18 protein-coding genes and 1 pseudogene are annotated in these 17462 nt (G+C 74.7%); 7 read left to right on the top strand and 12 right to left on the bottom strand.

What is annotated here, in order from left to right; genetic code table 11:
• Positions 1-29: 29 nt before the first annotated feature.
• Together PV364_RS28325 and PV364_RS28330 are read left to right on the top strand one after the other, a co-directional pair.
• Positions 30-1019: an ATP-binding cassette domain-containing protein gene (locus PV364_RS28325; protein ID WP_319663203.1), complete on the top strand. Its 990-nt coding sequence runs from the start codon at positions 30-32 to the stop codon at positions 1017-1019.
• Positions 1016-1810, top strand: a complete 795-nt coding sequence (locus tag PV364_RS28330) for an ABC transporter permease (protein WP_319663204.1) — start codon at positions 1016-1018, stop codon at positions 1808-1810. Before PV364_RS28325 ends, PV364_RS28330 begins: the two co-directional genes overlap by 4 nt.
• Before the next feature lie 318 nt (positions 1811-2128).
• On the opposite strand, the gene PV364_RS28335 is transcribed toward PV364_RS28330, so the two are convergent.
• The gene (locus PV364_RS28335; RefSeq protein WP_319663205.1) at positions 2129-2620 is read right to left on the bottom strand and encodes a hypothetical protein; all 492 of its coding nucleotides are present in this window, start codon (positions 2618-2620) and stop codon (positions 2129-2131) included.
• A 340-nt stretch (positions 2621-2960) separates the two neighbouring features.
• Between PV364_RS28335 and PV364_RS28340 the strand changes: the two genes are divergently transcribed.
• The gene (locus tag PV364_RS28340; protein ID WP_319663206.1) at positions 2961-3143 is read left to right on the top strand and encodes a hypothetical protein; all 183 of its coding nucleotides are present in this window, start codon (positions 2961-2963) and stop codon (positions 3141-3143) included.
• Between the two features lie 104 nt (positions 3144-3247).
• Here PV364_RS28340 and PV364_RS28345 read toward each other — a convergent pair whose 3' ends face one another.
• Positions 3248-3649, bottom strand: a complete 402-nt coding sequence (locus tag PV364_RS28345; protein ID WP_319663207.1) for a VOC family protein — start codon at positions 3647-3649, stop codon at positions 3248-3250.
• 53 nt (positions 3650-3702) lie between these two features.
• Entirely contained in the window at positions 3703-4719 is a 1017-nt protein-coding gene (locus tag PV364_RS28350; RefSeq protein WP_319663208.1) for a hypothetical protein, read from the bottom strand.
• A gap of 163 nt (positions 4720-4882) precedes the next feature.
• Here PV364_RS28350 and PV364_RS28355 point away from each other — a divergent pair, with 163 nt between their 5' ends.
• A complete protein-coding gene (locus tag PV364_RS28355; RefSeq protein ID WP_319663209.1) occupies positions 4883-5458 on the top strand; it encodes a TetR/AcrR family transcriptional regulator in 576 nt (191 codons plus the stop codon).
• A 13-nt stretch (positions 5459-5471) separates the two neighbouring features.
• Here the strand turns inward: PV364_RS28355 and PV364_RS28360 are convergent, their stop codons facing one another.
• Complete coding sequence (locus PV364_RS28360) at positions 5472-6461, bottom strand: alpha/beta hydrolase (RefSeq protein WP_319663210.1); 990 nt, start codon at positions 6459-6461, stop codon at positions 5472-5474.
• A gap of 275 nt (positions 6462-6736) precedes the next feature.
• Here PV364_RS28360 and PV364_RS28365 point away from each other — a divergent pair, with 275 nt between their 5' ends.
• Together PV364_RS28365 and PV364_RS28370 are read left to right on the top strand one after the other, a co-directional pair.
• Entirely contained in the window at positions 6737-8470 is a 1734-nt protein-coding gene (locus PV364_RS28365; protein WP_319663211.1) for an RNA ligase family protein, read from the top strand.
• A 1-nt stretch (position 8471) separates the two neighbouring features.
• On the top strand, positions 8472-11303 hold the full coding sequence (locus PV364_RS28370; RefSeq protein WP_319663212.1) for a poly(A) polymerase: 2832 nt from the start codon (positions 8472-8474) through the stop codon (positions 11301-11303).
• Between the two features lie 211 nt (positions 11304-11514).
• Here the strand turns inward: PV364_RS28370 and PV364_RS41345 are convergent.
• The 4 genes and pseudogenes from PV364_RS41345 to PV364_RS28390 all read right to left on the bottom strand — a co-directional run.
• A pseudogene (locus PV364_RS41345) lies at positions 11515-11838 on the bottom strand (hypothetical protein); the annotation flags it as partial.
• 147 nt (positions 11839-11985) lie between these two features.
• Positions 11986-13152 (bottom strand): alpha/beta hydrolase, encoded by a 1167-nt coding sequence (locus tag PV364_RS28380; protein ID WP_319663213.1) that lies wholly within the window; start codon positions 13150-13152, stop codon positions 11986-11988.
• Positions 13153-13268: 116 nt separating this feature from the next.
• Complete coding sequence (locus PV364_RS28385; RefSeq protein WP_319663274.1) at positions 13269-14351, bottom strand: NAD(+)/NADH kinase; 1083 nt, start codon at positions 14349-14351, stop codon at positions 13269-13271.
• Between the two features lie 178 nt (positions 14352-14529).
• A complete protein-coding gene (locus tag PV364_RS28390) occupies positions 14530-14934 on the bottom strand; it encodes a hypothetical protein (protein ID WP_319663214.1) in 405 nt (134 codons plus the stop codon).
• Positions 14935-15096: 162 nt separating this feature from the next.
• On the opposite strand from PV364_RS28390, the gene PV364_RS28395 reads away from it, so the two are divergent.
• Positions 15097-15501, top strand: coding sequence for an ACT domain-containing protein (locus PV364_RS28395; protein ID WP_319663215.1), 405 nt, complete (start codon positions 15097-15099; stop codon positions 15499-15501).
• Positions 15502-15515: 14 nt separating this feature from the next.
• Here PV364_RS28395 and PV364_RS28400 read toward each other — a convergent pair whose 3' ends face one another.
• Genes PV364_RS28400 through PV364_RS28415 form a run of 4 tightly spaced genes read right to left on the bottom strand, consistent with a single transcriptional unit; the run spans position 15516 to position 17443 of the window.
• The gene (locus PV364_RS28400) at positions 15516-15929 is read right to left on the bottom strand and encodes a gas vesicle protein K (protein WP_319663216.1); all 414 of its coding nucleotides are present in this window, start codon (positions 15927-15929) and stop codon (positions 15516-15518) included.
• Positions 15926-16159, bottom strand: a complete 234-nt coding sequence (locus tag PV364_RS28405; RefSeq protein ID WP_319663217.1) for a gas vesicle protein — start codon at positions 16157-16159, stop codon at positions 15926-15928. Before PV364_RS28405 ends, PV364_RS28400 begins: the two co-directional genes overlap by 4 nt.
• Positions 16156-16971, bottom strand: coding sequence for a GvpL/GvpF family gas vesicle protein (locus PV364_RS28410; protein WP_319663218.1), 816 nt, complete (start codon positions 16969-16971; stop codon positions 16156-16158). Before PV364_RS28410 ends, PV364_RS28405 begins: the two co-directional genes overlap by 4 nt.
• On the bottom strand, positions 16964-17443 hold the full coding sequence (locus PV364_RS28415) for a gas vesicle protein (RefSeq protein WP_319663219.1): 480 nt from the start codon (positions 17441-17443) through the stop codon (positions 16964-16966). The genes PV364_RS28410 and PV364_RS28415 overlap by 8 nt, the downstream gene beginning before the upstream one ends.
• Positions 17444-17462: the final 19 nt, after the last annotated feature.

A 17462-nucleotide genomic window follows, 5' to 3' on the forward strand; every position in this document is an offset into this window, starting at 1 on the left:
CCACTTCACCCTTCGAATGGGAGGGCTCCATGCCTTCGTCTGTCATGCCCACGTCCAGGCGGCCCGATGCGCAGGCGCCTGCCGCCGTCTCCGCGGTCGGGCTGCGCAAGTCCTACGGCGACAAGACCGTCCTCGACGGGATCGACCTGCGGATCCCCGCCGGGTCCGTGTTCGCTCTGCTCGGGCCGAACGGCGCGGGCAAGACCACCGCCGTCAAGATCCTTTCCACCCTGATCTCCGCGGACGGCGGACAGGCCCAGGTCGCGGGCCACGACCTGGCCACCGCCCCGCAGGCGGTACGCGCCGCGATCGGCGTCACCGGGCAGTTCTCCGCCGTCGACGGCCTGATCACCGGCGAGGAGAACATGCTCCTCATGGCCGACCTGCACCACCTGCCCCGGCCCGAAGGACGCCGCACCGCCGCAGAACTCCTGGCCCGCTTCGACCTCACCGACGCCGCCGGCAAACCCGCCTCCACCTACTCCGGCGGCATGAAACGCCGCCTCGACCTGGCCATGACCCTGGTCGGCAACCCCCGCATCATCTTCCTCGACGAACCCACCACCGGCCTGGACCCCCGCTCCCGCCACAACATGTGGCAGATCATCCGCGAACTCGTCACCAGCGGCGTCACCGTCCTCCTCACCACCCAGTACCTCGAGGAAGCCGACGAACTCGCCGACCGCATCGCCGTCCTCCACAACGGCACCATCGCCGCCGAAGGCACCGCCGAAGAACTCAAACGCCTCATCCCCGGCGGCCACGTCCGCCTCCGCTTCACCGACCCCGCGGCCTACCACCACGCCACCACCGCACTGCCCACCGCCACCCACGACACCGAAGCCCTCACCCTCCAACTCCCCAGCGACGGCAGCCAGCACGCCCTGCGCACCCTCCTCGACACCCTCGACACCGCCGGCATCCACGCCGACGAACTCACCGTCCACACCCCCGACCTCGACGACGTCTTCTTCGCCCTCACCGACACCACCGCAGCCATCAAGGAGACCGTCCGATGAGCACCCTCACCCTCACCCTCGCCGTCCGCGACTCCACCACCATGCTCCGCCGCAACCTCCTGCACGCCCGGCGCTACCCCTCCCTGACCCTGAACCTCTTGCTCACCCCGGTCATGCTGCTGCTGCTCTTCGTCTACATCTTCGGCAACGTCATCAGCGCCGGCATGGGTGGTGGCGCCGACCGCTCCGCGTACATCGCCTACATCGTCCCCGGCATCCTGCTCATGACCATCGGCAGCACCGTCATCGGGGCGGCCGTCTCCGTGGCCACCGACATGTCCGAGGGGATCATCGCCCGCTTCCGCACGATGGCGATCCACCGCGGGTCCGTGCTCATCGGGCACGTCGTCGGCAGCGTCCTGCAGTCCGTCGCCAGCGTCGTCCTGGTCGGCGCGGTCGCCGTCGCCATCGGCTTCCGCTCCACCGACGCCACGGCCCTGGAATGGCTCGCCGCGTTCGGCCTGCTCGCCCTCTTCGCCCTGGCGCTCACCTGGATCGCGGTCGGGATGGGCATGGCCAGCCCCAACGCGGAGGCCGCCAGCAACAGCGCGATGCCGCTGATCCTCCTGCCCCTCATCTCCAGCGCGTTCACCCCGATCGACGCGATGCCGGGCTGGTTCCAGCCGATCGCCCAGTACCAGCCGTTCACGCCGGCCATCGAGACGCTGCGGGGGTTGCTGCTGGGGACGGAGATCGGCTCCAATGGGTGGCTCGCGGCCGGCTGGTGCGCGGTGCTCACGGTGCTGGGCTATCGCTGGTCGACGGCATCCTTCCGGCGCGACCCCAAGTAGCGGGCCGCCCACCGTGGGGGTTTTCCCCGCCCGCCCGCCCGAGTGCCCCGTGAAGTCACGCACCCCGGCGCCCGTTTCCTTGGGCGCCGGGGTCGGGGCCTCCGGGGCTGGCCATTCTGGACAGCACATTTAGGTGCCTCTGGCACTCGCCGCTGATCACCCCGGGTCATGCACCCAAATATGCTCCACAGTCCAGAACACCCACCCCTACGACCCCGCCCCCTCCGTCTCGTCATGCGCCTGATCCCCGGTGGGGGTATGGAGGGGGACCGTGCTCGGGCCATCCGTTGGCGCAGCCCGGGCCTGGTAGGCCAACGATCACCCGTCGATCGTGCTGATGCGCCAGGCCACCATCCCGGCGGAGCCGGGCACCCCGGTGGCGTCGATCTGCAGGGTCCCCGGAGCGTGCTCGATGCGATGGGTGACAGGAGCGCCGTCACACGGCAGGGTCTGACGGACCGGGGGACGCGAACCCAGCGAGAGGTCGACCTTCCCCTTCCCGGCGCAGACGACCACCACGGCATAAGACCCACCGGGCGAAAGCGTCGAGTAGGTGTGAATTCCGTCGCTGACACGCTCACTACCGGACTCGACGAAGGAATCGTCGAGTTGAGCGATCCCCGTTCCGAGAACCTCTGCCACTTGCTTGCTGTATCGCTCTTCATCGACGGCCGATCCGGCCGCCCGGCTCTCCTGCTTCGGTTTCGTCGCAGGCGGTTCGGCCGCCGCTCCGGAATCACTGGTACATCCGGCAAGCAGCAGCACAGAAGTGCCGAGTCCGAGCCCGCGCAGCACCGATGTCATCACCACGGAAGGTCCCCCCGTCTTCCCGCGCCCGTTCAGGCGTGATGAGGCGGAACCTACGTGCCCCTCAGGGTGGTTGCCCGAGGTTCGTCATTCCTCTGAGCTACATCTGAGTTTCCAGATGGTGCCCCGCCCGCGCTGCGCCAACGGGTGCTCCAGGCACGGTGCCGCTACTACCCCCCACCGAGGATCAGGCGCGAACACAACGGAGGGGGCAGGGGAGTTGGGGGCACCTCCGGCCGAAGGTTGGGGGAGGGCGGGGTAACCTCTCGCCGCCGCCCGCTTCGACCCCCGGTACGAGGCGCCCTTCGGCGCATACGCTCCCACCGATCTCATCGGCCGGACCGTGACCCCGCGCCGCGCCTTCGATGAGAACGCGGACAGCCTGAACCTCCCGGCCGCGTGCCTGGGCGTCTCACCGGCGACCATCGCGGCACGCCCATTCGAACACGCCGTGATCGCGGCGGTCTTCACCAGTGCGGCACGCGCCGCCCCGGCCCGGATCGACCGCGTCAGGCCGGCGCGCTGATCCTGCGCCACGGCCTGGACGACCAGTCGGGAACGTCATTCCGCCACACCGCCAAGGGCCTCGTCGAACGCGCAACTGCGCGACCTCCTCACCTGACGGGCGCGTCAGTGCCAGCCGTGGGAGGAGAGGACGAGGCGGTACCCGTCCGGGTCGCGAAGGGTCACCCCCCACGTGTCCCAATACGGATTGTGCGCGGCGACCCGCACACCGCCACACGCTTCGAGGCGGCCCACGAGCTCCTCGGGGACCTCCTCGTCGAGGTGGACGACGAGGAGGTCCCCGACGGTCGGCGAGGGGTCGGGGACGCCGGGTCCCTGGACGAGTTCGAGGTGCCATGGGGCATCGGGCCAGCCGGCCATGAGGAGCGAGTGCTCACCCGGTGTGCCGTCCCCCTCGTGCCGGAACAGCACGCCGAGGCCGAGACCGTCGACCCAGAACCGCTCGGCGGCGGCGAGGTCGCGCACCGGGCGGGCGATGCGCAGATGGGCATGGGCGTCGGCGGGCACGGGCGGCTCCCTCGCGTCGTGGGGGTACGCGCCGGGAGCCCACCCGTGCCGCCTCAGACCGCCGCGGCGGTCCTCCGCAGCGGGAGCCGCCGGACGGCGGAACCCAGGCGGGGGCGCGCCACCACGAGCAGCGCGGCGCCGCCCGCCCACAGGGCGAGTGTGGCGAGCGGGGTGAGGGCGTGGGCCCCGTCGAAGTACGTGATCTCGGTGACCGCCCGTACCGCCGCGCCCGGGGGCAGGGCCGTCGAGAGGGCGCGTCCCACGCCGGGCAGCAGGTCCGTGCCGATCGTCGCCCCGCTGGTGGAGTTGCCGATGGTGAGCAGCAGGAGCGTCGCGACCGGCACGCCCAGCGGCCCGAGGTAGGTGCCCAGCAGTTTCGTCGTGAACGCCGCGGCCGCCGACAGCAGGGCCAGGGTGAACGCGAGCGGCAGGAAGGGCGCGGGTACGGCGCCCAGGACGGGACCGGCGATGACGGCGGCGAGCAGGCCCGAGACCGCGGAGAAGCCCGCGATGAGGGTCAGCCTGTGCCGCAGGTGGAGGAACTGGCCGAGCCCCAGCGCGTTCTGGGCGAGGACGAAGCCCGCGAGCGACACGCCGAAGGACACGTAGAAGCCGGCGAGGCCGCGGGCGTCGTACCGGTCGAGCGGCACGACGTCGCGCACGGCGACGTGCTTCCCTGCCCCGTGGCCGTAGGCCGAGACCAGGTTCTTCACCGCGTTGGTGGTGGACAGGCCGTTGGCCCCGGCGACGTCGAGCCGCAGCTTCTCGCCGTGGTCGGTGGCGCTGAGCGCCGCGACCACGTCGTGCCGCTCCAGCGCGAGGCGGGCGTCGGCGGTCGATGCCGCCGGGCGGACGTCGACCGTGTCGCCGAGCGCCTGCTGCAACTCGCCGGACAGCAGGTGGCCGGAGACGGAGATCGGCAGCCGGTGCGGCTGGGGGTCCCGCTGCACCCCGATGTAGCAGCTGATGAAGGCCGAGACGATGACGAGGCCGATCAGGGCGGGCTGCAGCCAGGCCCGGACCGGCACAGGGCTCCTGCGGTGCGCGGCCTCGTGGGGGTTGGGGTGCACGAATGGGTCTCCAGGTTCCGGCGGTGAGGTCGAGGGGCCGGCGACGCTGCCGGTACTGGACGTGGCGGCCTAATGTGACCGGTCGTCTTGGACAGGATAAGCACTCCGCCGTCCGGGGACATTCCCGGATCCCGGCGCTGAGACGACCGGTCATACTGTGAGCGTGACGACAAAAGAGCGGATCGCCGAGGCCGGCCTCAGGCTGTTCCACGAGCGCGGCTACAACGGCACGAGCGTGCAGGACATCGTGGTCGCGGCCGGAGTGCCCAAGGGGTCCTTCTACAACCACTTCAGCAGCAAGGAGACGCTCGGCCTCGATGCCGTCGACCGCTTCTCCGGCTCTCTGGCCCTGGAGACCCTGGCCGGCCCGACCGGCTCGCCGGTGGCCCGGATCGAGGAGAACCTGCGGCACCGCGTGGCGCTCGCGGGGCGCAACGACTTCGCGCGCGGCTGCCTGCTCGCCAATCTGGCCGCCGAGGTCCCGGCGCACAGCCAGGCCCTCGGCGATGCGGTGCACGGGCACCTCCAGCGCTGGCAGGCAGCGCTCGCGGAGACGCTGAGGGAGGCGCAGGACGCGGGGGAGGTCGCCCGGACGGTGCCGGCCGAGGCGCTGGCCGACTACCTGGTGAGCGGTTTCGAGGGGGCGATGTCCCGGGCCAGGCTCGTCCGCGACCGGCAGCCGCTCGACGCGTTCATCGACGTGACGTTCGCCACCGTGCTCGCCCGTCCCGCGGGCTGAGCCCGGCGCACGGTCAGCGGCCTCGGGTCTCGCGCCTGCGGGTCAGGGCGTACAGCGCCGTCCCGGTGGCCACGGAGATGCTCGCCGCCGCGGCCATCATCGCGACGGGCCGGGAGTTCGCGGCGGGGGCGAGGCGGGGGCCGGCCGCGCGGGCGGCCTCGAGGACCAGGTCGGTGACGGCCCGCGGCGCCGTGACATGGACGGCGTGCGGTGCGTCCACCTCGACGACGTGGGCGCCGGCCCGGAGGGCCATGAAGCGCTCGTTGGCGGCGCCGATGGCCTGGTCGGCGGTGGCGACCAGGTACCAGGAGGGGATGGTCCGCCAGGCCGCGGACCGGGCCGGCTCGGTCACGATCCCGGTGGCGGCGGGGCGTTGCGCGGCCGCGAGCGAAGCGGCGGTGGCGGCGGGGACACGGTCGCTCAGCATGATCTCGTTGTACCGCTCGGGCCTGATCCACAGTTCGAGCCCACCGTCCCCGCCGTCCTCGTCCGGCACCGGGAGCGTGCGGAGCGCGGCGGGCAGCAGGGCCGACGCGTCGGCCAGGTGGCTGCCGGGGTACTTGGCGATCAGCCGGCGGGCGTTCTCCCCGGCATCCGGCGCGAAGGCCGCTATGTAGACCAGGGACTTCACGTTGCGGTTGCCCGCCGCCGCGTTGGTGATCACCGCGCCGCCGTAGGAGTGGCCGACCAGCACGATGGGGCCCTTGACCGTCTTGAGGACCGCCGTCAGGTACGCGGAGTCCGCGCCGAGCCCGCGCAGCGGGTTCGAGGGCGCCAGGACCGTGTAGCCGTTCTTCTGCAGTCCGCGGATGACCGGGAGCCAGCCCGACGCGTCCGACCACGCCCCGTGCACCAGCACGATCGTCGGCCTGGTACCGCGCCCGGTGCCGCTGCCGCCCGCGGGTGACGCCGCCACCGGGCAGGAGATCGCCAGGGCGGCCGCCGGCACGAGCACGGCCAGCCAACGGGCGTGGCGGGATATCGCGAGCGGATTCGCAGCCATCGTCACTCTCTTCGCCTCGGGACAGGCAGGACGTTGGTGACGAGTCTGCGCGGACGGCGGTCACGGGGCGCGACCGGTGCCGCCGTCGGAGTGACCGGCGCAGGAGTCCGCAGCGCCCGGGCGCGCCCCCCGCCCGGCCTCCGCCACGTGGTGTCGCCGGTGCCGACCGGCCCCGGCTGCTGCCCCCCGTCGTCCTCGCTAAATCAATGGAACGGGCGTCCGCACGGCTCCTACAGTGGCCGGGCACCAAAGGATCACGGGGGAGCACCGCCATCATGCGTACGCACTATCCGCGCACCCCGCATCTGCCCTGGTCGCCGGGGGCCGCGTCGGACGATGTGCGGGCCCGGGACCTGGACGGGCTGCGCGGTCGCGAGGTCGTCGTCACCGAGAAGCTCGACGGGGAGAACACCACCCTCTACACCGACGGCCTGCACGCGCGGTCGCCGGACTCGGTGCACCACCCGTCACGGGCCTGGGTGAAGGCACTCCAGGGCCGGATCGGGCCCGGCATCCCCGCCGGCCGGCGGGTGTGCGGGGAGAACCTCTTCGCCCGGCACTCGCTCGCCTACGAGGCCCTGGACAGCTGGTTCTACGGCTTCTCCGTCTGGGACGGCGACGACTGCCTGGACTGGGACTCCACCACCCGCTTCCTGCGCCGCCTCGGCGTCCCCGTGCCGCCCGTGCTGTGGCGCGGCACGTTCGACGAACGGGCGCTGCGGGCGCTGCGCGTGGACACCACCCGCCAGGAGGGCTGGGTCGTCCGCACCACCGAGGGCTTCGGCCGCGAGGAGTTCGGTCGGCGCGTGGCGAAGTGGGTACGGCCCGACCACGTGCGGACCGACACGCACTGGATGCACGCCGCCGTCGTGGAGAACGGGCTCGGCCCGGCCGCCGCGCTGTGGGCGGTCCGTTCCGGCGCGGCGCCCGGCCCGGCGGCCCTGGAGGCGGCGCTCGGCCTGCCCGCGCAGGGCGCGCACGCCGCCACCGCCGCGGTGGACGCGGCCGCCCGGCTCGACGGTCTCGGGCGGACCGGGGACGCCCGGCTGGCGGGCGTGCTCGCCGCCCTGCTGCACGGTGCGCGCCGCGCCTCGCTGGCGCCGCGGCTCGCCGGACCGCTCGGCATGGCGACCGCCCGTCGCGTCGCCGACCTGGTCGGACTGCACTCCGCGCTCCACCTGCCGTACCCGGACCAGGACCGCCGCGCCGGGCTCGCCCGTCTCTCCGTCGCCGCCGACCTGGGCGCCCTGCACGCCGTCGCGGCCGCGGCCGCGACCGACGGCACCGCCCGCGAGCAGGCCGAGTGGTCGGCGCTCCACGCCGACGAGGCGGGACTGCTCGCCGATGAGCCGTTCGCGCCCCTGCGCGGCGGACTGAGGGACGCCCTCGCCGGACTCGGCCGCGACGCCGCCGACCGCTGCTGGACCGAGGCCCGGCAGGCGTACGCCGACGGGCGCCTCGGCACCGCCGAGGAGGCCGTCGCGGCGACCTGGCGGCACCGCTCGGGCGACTTCCCCCGGCTGATCCACCTCGTGGGGCCGGCGGGCAGCGGCAAGAGCACCTTCGCCGCCGGCCTGAACGGGGCCGGCACCCGCGTGTCCCTGGACGAGCTGCGGGGTGCCCGCGGGTCCCGGGCCGATCAGCGGGCCAACCAGGACGTGCTGCGCGACGGACTGCGACGGCTGGACAGCGCCCTGACCGGCCGTGCGACGGTGGTGTGGGACGCCACGTCCCTCAACCGGCACCAGCGGTCCCTGGTGCACGCCGTGGCACGCCGCCGCGACGCCCTCGTCACGCACGTGGTGGCGCTGGTGGGAGAGGACGAGTTGGCGCGCCGCAACGCGGTCCGCGACCACCCGGTGCCCGACGCCGTGCTCACCGCGCAGACCCGCCGCTTCGACCCGCCGTACCCGGGCCACGCGCACCGCACGTGGTACCTCGGGCCGGGCGGCACCGTCGAGGACACCGACGGCACGCTCGGCGTCGTGGCGCCCGGACAGGAGGCGTGAGATGCGCACCAGCGAGGAGATCTACCACCGGGTCCGCTGGGACGCCCGCTTCGATCCGGCCCGCTTCGTGTTCGGCGTCCTCCAGCGCGGCGCGGCGCCCCAGCGCGTCCCGTTGCCGGCCTTCGTGCCCGGCGGGGAGATCCCCTGGCACCGCGTGCTGTTCGTCGAGGCCGACGGTGAGCTCGTCTGGGACCGCGCCACCGGCGTCGACCGCATCGACGCCACCGACGCGGGCCGCGTCCGTGAACCGCGGCTGCTGCGCGCCCCGTTCTTCACCGCCCGGACCCCGCACGCCTGGGACCCGGCCACCGGCTGGCGTCCCGGCGGCACCGCGGCCGGTGGGGCGGCCGGTGGGGCGGAGGTGCGCGTCCTGACCTGGAACACCCTATGGGACCGCTACGACGGCCACCTCGTCGACACCGCCCGCCGCCGGCCCCTGCTGCTGCGCGTGCTGGAGCGGTCCGGCGCCGACGTCATCGCGCTGCAGGAGGTCGAACCCCGCCTGCTCGCGATGATCACCGCCGAGCCCTGGGTGCGCGAGCACTACGTCCTGGGCGCCGCGCCGGACGGCCCCGAGGCGCACGACGTGGCGGAGCACGGGCTGCTGCTGATGAGCCGGCTGCCCGTGCGCGAGTCCGCGGTGCACGCCCTCGGTCCGCACAAGGCCGTCGCCGCGATCACCGTGGAGACCGCGCGGGGCCCGCTCGTCGTCGCCGCGACCCATCTGACCAGCGACCACTCCGAGGACGGCGCGGCCCGGCGCGACGGCGAACTGGCCCGGCTGGCCGAGGGACTGGCCGGCGTCGACACCCCCGGACTGGTGGTGCTCGGCGACTTCAACGACGGCGGCGTCACACCGGCCCGCGCCCTCGGGCTCCGCGACGCCTGGACCGACGTCCACGGCGCCTCCGACGCCACCCCCACCTTCGACCCCGCGGCGAACCCACTGGCCGCCGTGGCCTCCCTCACCGGCCGCGCCTCCCGCCTGGACCGCGTACTGCTGCGCGACGCCGGGGGGTTCCGTGCGACCGCCGCGAGGCTGCGGGGCGACGCCCCCGCTCCCGAGGGGCTGTTCGCCTCCGACCACTACGCCGTGGAGGCCGTGCTCACCCCGGCGGACGCCCCGGGCACCGAAACCCTGGACGAGGCGCCCACCGCGCGCACCGCCGTGGCGTGGCTCCCGCCCGAGGAACTGCGCACCGCCCTCCAGGACGTCCGCCGGGAGCACGACCCGCAGATCCACCGCTGGCCCCCGCACGTCAATCTGCTCTTCGGCTTCGTCCCCGAGCACGCCTTCGAGCGCGCCGCGCCCCTGCTCGCCGCGGCCGCCGCGGCCACGCCGGGGTTCACGGCGCGGCTGGACGGCATCCACACCTTCGGCCACCGCGAGGACGCCACCGTCTGGCTCGACCCGGCCGGGGCCGGCGCGGCACCCTGGGCCGCACTCCACCACAACCTCGCCGAGCGGTTCCCGCGCTGCCGGGGCCGGGCCGAGGGGTACACCCCGCACCTCACCCTGGGCCGCACCCCCGATCCACTGCCCGTCGCCACCGCCACGGCCGCCCGCCTCGCTCCGATGGCGGCCCGCGTCGGGACGCTCGTCCTGCTGTCGCGGCGCGGGGACGAACCGATGCGGCCGCGCGCCGAAGTCACCCTCGGAACGGGAACGTTGCGCTGGCTGGACGACGAGCCGGCGCCGAACGGCAGCCGCGCGCCGGCCGCCGGGGACGCCGAGGCGGACCGCGTCCTGCGGCAGTTGACGCAGGCGCTGCGGCCCGGAGCGGTGCACCTGGCCGGGTCACGCCGCATGGGGTGCCATCTGCCCGGCGCCGACCTCGACCTGGTGGCCGCGCTGCCCGGCTCGGCCGACACGGCCGCCATGGACGAGGTGGCGGCCCGCGTCGCCGCCGCGGTGCCCGGCGCCGTACGGCTGCGCCAGGTCACCGGGGCCCGTGTGCCGGGACTGCGTTTCACCGTGGGCACGCTGGACGTCGACCTGGTGGTCGTGTCCACCGGCCCGCTGGCTCCCGCCGAGGCGGTGGACCGCCGTCTGGAACTGGGCGAGGCCGCCGCCGTCTCGCTGAGCGCCGTCAGCGACGCGGACGCGGTGCTCGCCCTGGCCGGCGGCGCGCACGACCGGTTCGCCGCGCTGGCCCGCCACGTGAAGGCCTGGGCCCGGGCGCGCGGGCTCGACGCGGCACCCTTCGGGGGACTGCCCGGCCTCGCGTGGGCGGTGCTGGCGGCCCGCACGGTGGGGGAGCACCCGGACACGCCCGGATCCGGGCTGGCACGCGAGTTCTTCGCGACGTGGGCCGCCTGGGACTGGCGTACCCCCGTCGGCGCTCCCGGGCCGACCGCCCTGGCGGTGTCCGTCGCCACGCCGAGCGCACCCGTCCGCCCTTGCACCGAGCAGGCCGGGCCGGGCTTTCGCGACCTGCTGACCCAGGAGCTCTACCGTGCCTGGGAGTTGGCCGACGAGGGCGCCGACACGGTGGCGCTGCTCGCGCCCCCGCCCCTGCACCGGCGGCACGCCGCCTGGGCCGTGGCCACGGTGCGCCCCGCCCCGGGCGAGGACCTCGACCGGTCCGTGGGCCGCTTCCGGGGTCGCGTGCGCGGCCTGCTGACCGCACTGGAGGCCGCGGGCGTCGTGGACGCCCACGCGTGGCCGCGCCCCTTCACCGCGGACCCCCGGCAGGCACGATGGGCCATCGGCCTCGGCCGCACCCCGCCGGCGCCCGACGCCCTCGCCCGCACCGCCGAGCGCTGGCTCCGTACCGTCCCCGGTGTGACGCTCACCCACCTCGACGGCGGAGCGGTGCCCACCCTGCGCTGACGGCGGGCCCGTGGCGGGCCGGGGGGCGTGCGTGGTGTCCCTCGGTCGGATGCGGCGGTGCCGGAGCGCGTTCGGTGGTCGTGGCGCGGGATGCGGCGGCTGGGTGCTCGGTTGCGCCGAGCGTCGGTGTCCAGGCGTGCACTTCGCTCATGTCGACGGCGGACGGTGCCGACCTTGCGCTGACGGCGGGCCCGTGGCGGGCCGGGGAGGCGTCGCGCAGAGCGCTGATCACCCGGTGCTCGCGGCCCATGTCGTGCGCGGTCGCCAGGACGTGTCCCAGCGGCGGCCGCCGGACCGCCCAGCGCGCGGTGCCGTCGGCCACGGTGTACGTCGGGCCGGACCGCCCGCTCTCGATCAGCTCGCCGTCCAGCGCGCCGGTCCTGGGAGGCCGCTCCGCGCTGTGCACGCGTTCCGGTGGCGCGGTCGCGGACGGAGGGGGCCACCGGGCGTGACACGACGCGCCTACACGGCGGTTGCGGCCCACCGCCGACGGGGCCGTGGCGCCCGGCCGTACCGTGCGGCGGACCGCCGTCATCGACGCCGCCGCCGGCGCGCGGTGCCCGGCACCTCCTGCGCCGTGCCGGTCAGCACGTTGTCATCCCCGCCACCGGCACGCGCCCGCGGGCGGCCACGGGACGAGGGGCGGCCGGTTCGCCGGCCGCCCCTCGTCATGGTGTGCGGGTTACTTGCCGGCGCCGCCCTCGCCCGAGCCGTGCAGGGCGTCGCGGAGCGCCGCGGTCGCCTCCGCGACGGCCGCCTTGTTGGACTCGGTGTCCTTCAGGGCGTTGAGCATCATGAAGTCGTGGGTGATCTTCTCGTAGTGCGAGAGGGTCACCGGGACCCCGGCGCCGCGCAGCTTCTGCGCGTACGCGGTGGCCTCGGAGAAGAGCACGTCCGAGTCCGTGATCATCAACGCCGGCGGCAGGCCGCGCAGTTGCTCGGTGGTGGCGCGCAGCGGCGACGCGAGCGGGTTGGACCGGTCCTTCACGTCGGGGGCGTACGCGTCCCAGAACCACTGCATGGCGGGACGGGTGAGCCAGCAGTTCTCCGCGAAGCGGTGGTACGACGGCGTGTCGAAGTCCGCGTTGGTCACCGGGTAGAGCATGACCTGCTGACGGAAGTGCGGGCCGCCGCGCTGCTTGGCCATCATCGTGACGGCCGCGGTCATGTCGCCGCCCACCGAGTCGCCGGCGACGGCGAGGCGGGAGGAGTCCACGCCGATCTCGGCGCCGTTCGCCGCGACCCACTTGGCGACGGTGTACGCCTGCTCGATGGGCACCGGGAACTTGGCCTCGGGCGACGGGGTGTAGTCGACGAACACCACCGCGGCCTTCGCCCCGTCGGCGAGTTCACGGACCAGCCGCTCATGGGTCTTGAAGTTGCCGAGCACCCAGCCGCCGCCGTGGATGTAGACGACGGCGGGCAGCGCGCCCTTCGCTCCCTCGGGCCGCACGACGTGGATCGAGACCGGCCCGGTCGGACCGCCGGGCACGTCCCTGCGCTCGACTGTCGCGGGCAGCATGTCCACGGGCCCGGCCTGCAGCTTGTTCAGCACCTCGCGGGCGTCGCTGTACGACATCTTGTACAGCGGCGGGCCGCCCGCCGCCGCGAGCCCGTCGAGGAAGTCCTGGTCGATCGTCTCGAGCTTCACCGGCGGATCGCCGCAGGGCACGTACTTCGCCGGCGCCCCGTCGGCCACCGCCACCCTCGTGGCCGCCGCGTCGTGCGCACCGGCGGAGTGGCCGGTCCGCCCGGCGCAGCCGCCGCTGAGCGCGGTGGCGGCCGCGAGCGCGGCGGCCAGGGCCCAGCGGCTCCGACGCGCCGTGGACGGGTCTCGAGGACAGGTCATGTCGGTCTCCCGGTTGTGGTCGCGTCCCCCAGGACAGCCTGCGGAGGCCCGCGATGGCGGACAACCGGGGGTAGGCCGCCGGAGTGGTGGGCCCGCCGGAGGACCGGGACCGGCCGTCAGCGCGCGGCGCCGGCGTCCGCGCTCTCCTCCGGCGGCGGCAGACGGAGCCCGGCCAGGTCCGGGGGTACGGGGGAGTCCGGCCGGATGAGGGGGGCCGCCATGCCGTCGGCGACCGCGGCGGGCGCGTCGCTGAGCCGGAAGCGGTCGCGGACCCGGCGGTAGAAGTCGGTGGGGCCGAGCCGGATCAGGCGCAGCCGGTGCCGGCCGCGGTAGACGGCGACCCAGTCACCGGGGTCGATCACGCCGCGCAACTGACCGTCGATGCTGACCGCTACACGCCCCGAGTGGGCGAGCACCCGGACCGCGACGGGCTCGTCCGGTGCCGCCACCAGGGTGCGGTCGAAGGCCATGTGGGGTGCCACCGGCGTGAAGACCACGGCGTCCATGTGCGGGGACACGACGGGACCGCCGGCGGCGAAGCTGTACGCGGTGGAGCCGGTGGGTGTCGCCGCGATGATCGCGTCGGCGGAGTACGAGGCGAACAGCCGCCCGGCCAGGTACACGGCCAGGCTCGCCTGCCGGTCGCGGGCGAGCTTCTCGAAGACGATGTCGTTGACCGCGTTGACGTTCATGGGCACGCCCCACCCGACGTCCGCCGGGTCGCCCGGCCGCACGCTCGGCGCGGGCAGCGTCGGCCCGCGGCCGTACCGCAGCAGGGACTCGATGCCCTCGGGGACCTCCAGCGGGCGTGACGCGCGGAGCGTGAGCGTCATCCGGTCCTCGACGGTGGCCCGGTCGTCGGCGACCGCGTCCAGCGCCTTCGTGACGTCCTGCACGCAGACCTCGGTGAGGAAGCCGACCCGGCCCAGGTCCACGCCGAGCACCGGCGCCCCGCAGGCCGCCGCGACCCGGGCGCCGCGCAGGAAGGTGCCGTCGCCGCCGAGCGTGACGATGAGGTCCGGATAGCCCGCGGACTGCGCCTCCTCCCGGCCGCTGCGGCGCGGCCGGTCCTGCCGCCAGATGTCGATCTCGACGGCGGGGATGTCGCGCTCGGCGCACCAGCGGTGCACCGTGGCGGCCGCCTCGACGGCCTCCGGACGCCCTTCGTGGACGATCATGCCGACCCGGCTCACCGGCATCCCGCACTCCTTCGGCTGGCTCGGCTTCTCCTGCGGCTCCCCGTCGTGCGCACCGTCGCCCGCGGCCGCCGCCGCGGGACCCACGACGGCGGTGCCCACCGGGCGCGTGCACCCATATCAGCACGGCGACTCCCGGTCCGCTCGGCGGCGCGAACAGCGGGCGGGGCAGCGCGGCTGCCTAGACGGTGACGGTCCGCCAGGAGACCGGTACCCCGTCCCCGTCCGTCCAGCCCAGTACCAGGCGCCGGTGCTCGGTGTGCGTCAGCATCTGCGTGCGCGTCCCCGCCGAGCCGCACTGCGCACCGATCTGCTGCCCGGGCGCCAGCGCCGTCTCCCGGGTGCGGGTGGGGGCGTCGTCGGCCTGGAGGAACACGCAGCCCGGCTCGTCCGTCGTCTTCGTCACGAGGGCGTCCACGTCCCAGCCGCCGCCCTGCGGGTGGACGGTGATGTCGGCGAACCCGACCCGGTCCGGCTCGGTCAGTTCCAGGCGGGCGGTGCCCCCGCCGCCCGACCGCGGCTGCCATCCGTCGGCGGCCCCGGCGGCCGGCGCCAGTGCGAGCAGCGCCACCGACACGACCGACACGACAGTCCCAGCGACCCGACTTCTGCGCACAGCGGCCCTCCACGGTGTCCGTCCGGCCGCCGGGCGGCGGCCCCCCTCATCCAAACCCGGGCAGCGCCCGGGCCCGGGGGCGCGGCGCGCGGACCAGCCGGTGTGATCACCCGTCCGGCATAGGGTGTGATCATGAGCGGCGAGACGGATCTGCGGAAACTGCTGAGCGGCATGCGCCCGGAGGCCGGCCGGGGACGCCATGTCTTCACCACCCTCCCCGTCGGTGCCGGCGTGCCGGACGGCGTGACGCCGGTCGTCACCGTCGTCGAGGAGGAGGGCACGACCCTCGTACTGCCCCAGGAGCAGGCGGACGCGGCCGGGCTCGGCTACGACTACGTGGCGGGCCGGATCACCCTGCGCGTGCACTCGGCGCTCGCCGCGGTCGGGCTCACGGCGGCCGTCGCCAGGGAACTCGCCGACGCAGGCCTGAGCTGCAACGTCGTCGCGGGCTTCCACCACGACCATCTCTTCGTGCCGTACGACCGCCTGGACGAGGCGGTCGCGCTGCTGGCGGACCTGGCGCGGCGCTCCGGCTGACGTGTCCCGGCTGATCACTCCTCCGCGTCCGGCGGCAGCAGTGTGCCGAGCGGTCCGAGGTCCAGGTTGAGGTCGCCCATCGTCAGGCCGTACTGCGCGCACAGCCCGGTCATCCGGTCGTGCAGGATCATGAGCGTGGCGCCCAGGCGCTCCTCCTCGTCCTCGGTGAGGTCGCCCGAGTCGACCCGGCGCAGCGCCTGGCGCTCCATGAGCTGGCGCAACAGCTCGACGAGGGTGAGTACGAGACGCACGAGGTCCCGCTCGACGGTGTCGGGGTCCGCACGGATCCGGCGGGCGGGGCGGGGCGGGGCGCCCGGTGCCGGCGGCGGGGGAGCGTCCTCCGGCAGCGCGGGCAGCAGGCGGAAGGCGCGGGCGGCCGCGTCGGCGACCTCTCCGAGCCGGTCGGAGGGGCCGGGCCCGGAAGTCACGGCCGCCCCCCGGAGGACGGTGGCGCGGACGGGCCCCAGGGCGACGGGTTCCGCGCGCTGACGGACACGATCAGCGCGCGCAGCGAGACACGGACCAGGTCGATGTCGGCGATGGACAGCACCACGTCCCCGGTGAGCACGACGCCCCCGCTCAGCAGCCGGTCCAGCAGGTCGATCAGCGCCACCTGCCGCTGCGGCAGCGGGTCGCCGCCCCGCGCGGGAACGCTCATGACGGCGCGCCCTCGGGGACGGCGGCGAAGGAGTACGGGGCCCACGGCCCGGTCACCTCGACCCGCACCCCTGCCAGCCCGGCGGCGGCGTCCTGGGCGCGGGCGCGGAAGTCCTCCGCGTGGTCGCGGGCGACCAGATAGGCGTCGTTGACGACGTTCTCGCCCGCGTCACCGGCCAGTTCGCCCTGCTGGACGCGGTGCCGCGCGTGATCGACGGCCAGTTCGCGGCCGATCGCCGCGACGCGCTCCGCGGCCTCGAGCGCGTCGCGGTGGGCGTCCTCGCGCGAACTGCGCTGCACGCGGCGGGCCCGCAGATAGGCCCGCCCGGGGCTCAGGTCCGCCTCGTCCCGCGCAGGCGGCGCGCCGGGCGCCTCGCCGGGGACGTCCGTCACGTAGATCTTGACGCCCCACTCCAGGTGTCCTTCGAGCCGGGCCAGACAGGCCGTGAACATCGCGCGGCAGTCCGCCAGCACGGCGCGCACGCGGGAGTCGTCCAGGTACACCGTGGCGAGCCGCAGCGGGAGCACGGTCGCCCGTGCGGACAGTGCCTCGATCACCGTGTGGTGGGCCCGGGCCACCGCCTCCAGCCACGCCAGGTCCTCCAAGTTCCGCCGCAGCGCGGCCTCCTGGAAGTCCGCGGCGGGCACCGCGCTCACGGCCGCGGCCAGTTCGGTGCCGGGCGGCCCGGAGACGAGGCGTACCGGAGCGCCCGCCACACCGGCCAGGTCCGCCGGCAGCTCCTTCGCCGGCACGGCGCCCTCCCGCAGGACGGCGTACGCGTAGCTCACGCGACCGGGCCCGGCGTCACTCATCGTCGGTCTCTCTCCTGCGGCGGGCGGAGGACGGACGGTCGGAGGACGCACGGTCGGATGCCGGGCGGGCGGCGGTCCGGCGCGGCCGCGCCGCCGGCTTCCGCTCCGGCGCGGCGGGCAGTTCCCGCTGCTCCCGCAGGGCCTCGACCTCCGCGCGCAGGCGCTTGTTCTCCTCGGCGAGCGCGCTCTCGCCGCCGGCGCGGGAGGACAGCGAGGGATCGTGCTCCCACCAGTCGATCCCCATCTCCCTGGCCTTGTCGACCGAGGCGACGATCAAGCGGAGCTTGATGGTGAGCAGTTCGATGTCGAGCAGGTTGATCTTGATGTCGCCCGCGATGACGATGCCCTTGTCGAGGACGCGTTCCAGGATGTCGGCGAGGTTCGCGGAGGAGCCGCCGCCCTGGCCGTAGGGCGAGTACGGCGACTGTCCCCGGGTGGGGTACGAGCTGAGTTTGTCGGCGGGGTCCGTCACGCGGTCACCTCTGTTTCCC

The sequence above is a fragment of the Streptomyces sp. MI02-7b genome, assembly GCF_033793585.1.
Classification (GTDB): domain Bacteria; phylum Actinomycetota; class Actinomycetes; order Streptomycetales; family Streptomycetaceae; genus Actinacidiphila.

Excerpts from the sequence above, each read along its gene's own strand:
- PV364_RS28325 (WP_319663203.1), top strand. The coding sequence starts at position 30 with ATGCCTTCGTCTGTCATGCCCACGTCCAGGCGGCCCGATGCGCAGGCG.
- PV364_RS28330 (WP_319663204.1), top strand. The coding sequence starts at position 1,016 with ATGAGCACCCTCACCCTCACCCTCGCCGTCCGCGACTCCACCACCATG.
- PV364_RS28360 (WP_319663210.1), bottom strand. The coding sequence starts at position 6,461 with ATGGCTGCGAATCCGCTCGCGATATCCCGCCACGCCCGTTGGCTGGCC.
- PV364_RS28365 (WP_319663211.1), top strand. The coding sequence starts at position 6,737 with ATGCGTACGCACTATCCGCGCACCCCGCATCTGCCCTGGTCGCCGGGG.
- PV364_RS28370 (WP_319663212.1), top strand. The coding sequence starts at position 8,472 with ATGCGCACCAGCGAGGAGATCTACCACCGGGTCCGCTGGGACGCCCGC.
- PV364_RS28380 (WP_319663213.1), bottom strand. The coding sequence starts at position 13,152 with ATGACCTGTCCTCGAGACCCGTCCACGGCGCGTCGGAGCCGCTGGGCC.
- PV364_RS28385 (WP_319663274.1), bottom strand. The coding sequence starts at position 14,351 with ATGCCGGTGAGCCGGGTCGGCATGATCGTCCACGAAGGGCGTCCGGAG.
- PV364_RS28395 (WP_319663215.1), top strand. The coding sequence starts at position 15,097 with ATGAGCGGCGAGACGGATCTGCGGAAACTGCTGAGCGGCATGCGCCCG.
- PV364_RS28405 (WP_319663217.1), bottom strand. The coding sequence starts at position 16,159 with ATGAGCGTTCCCGCGCGGGGCGGCGACCCGCTGCCGCAGCGGCAGGTG.
- PV364_RS28410 (WP_319663218.1), bottom strand. The coding sequence starts at position 16,971 with ATGAGTGACGCCGGGCCCGGTCGCGTGAGCTACGCGTACGCCGTCCTG.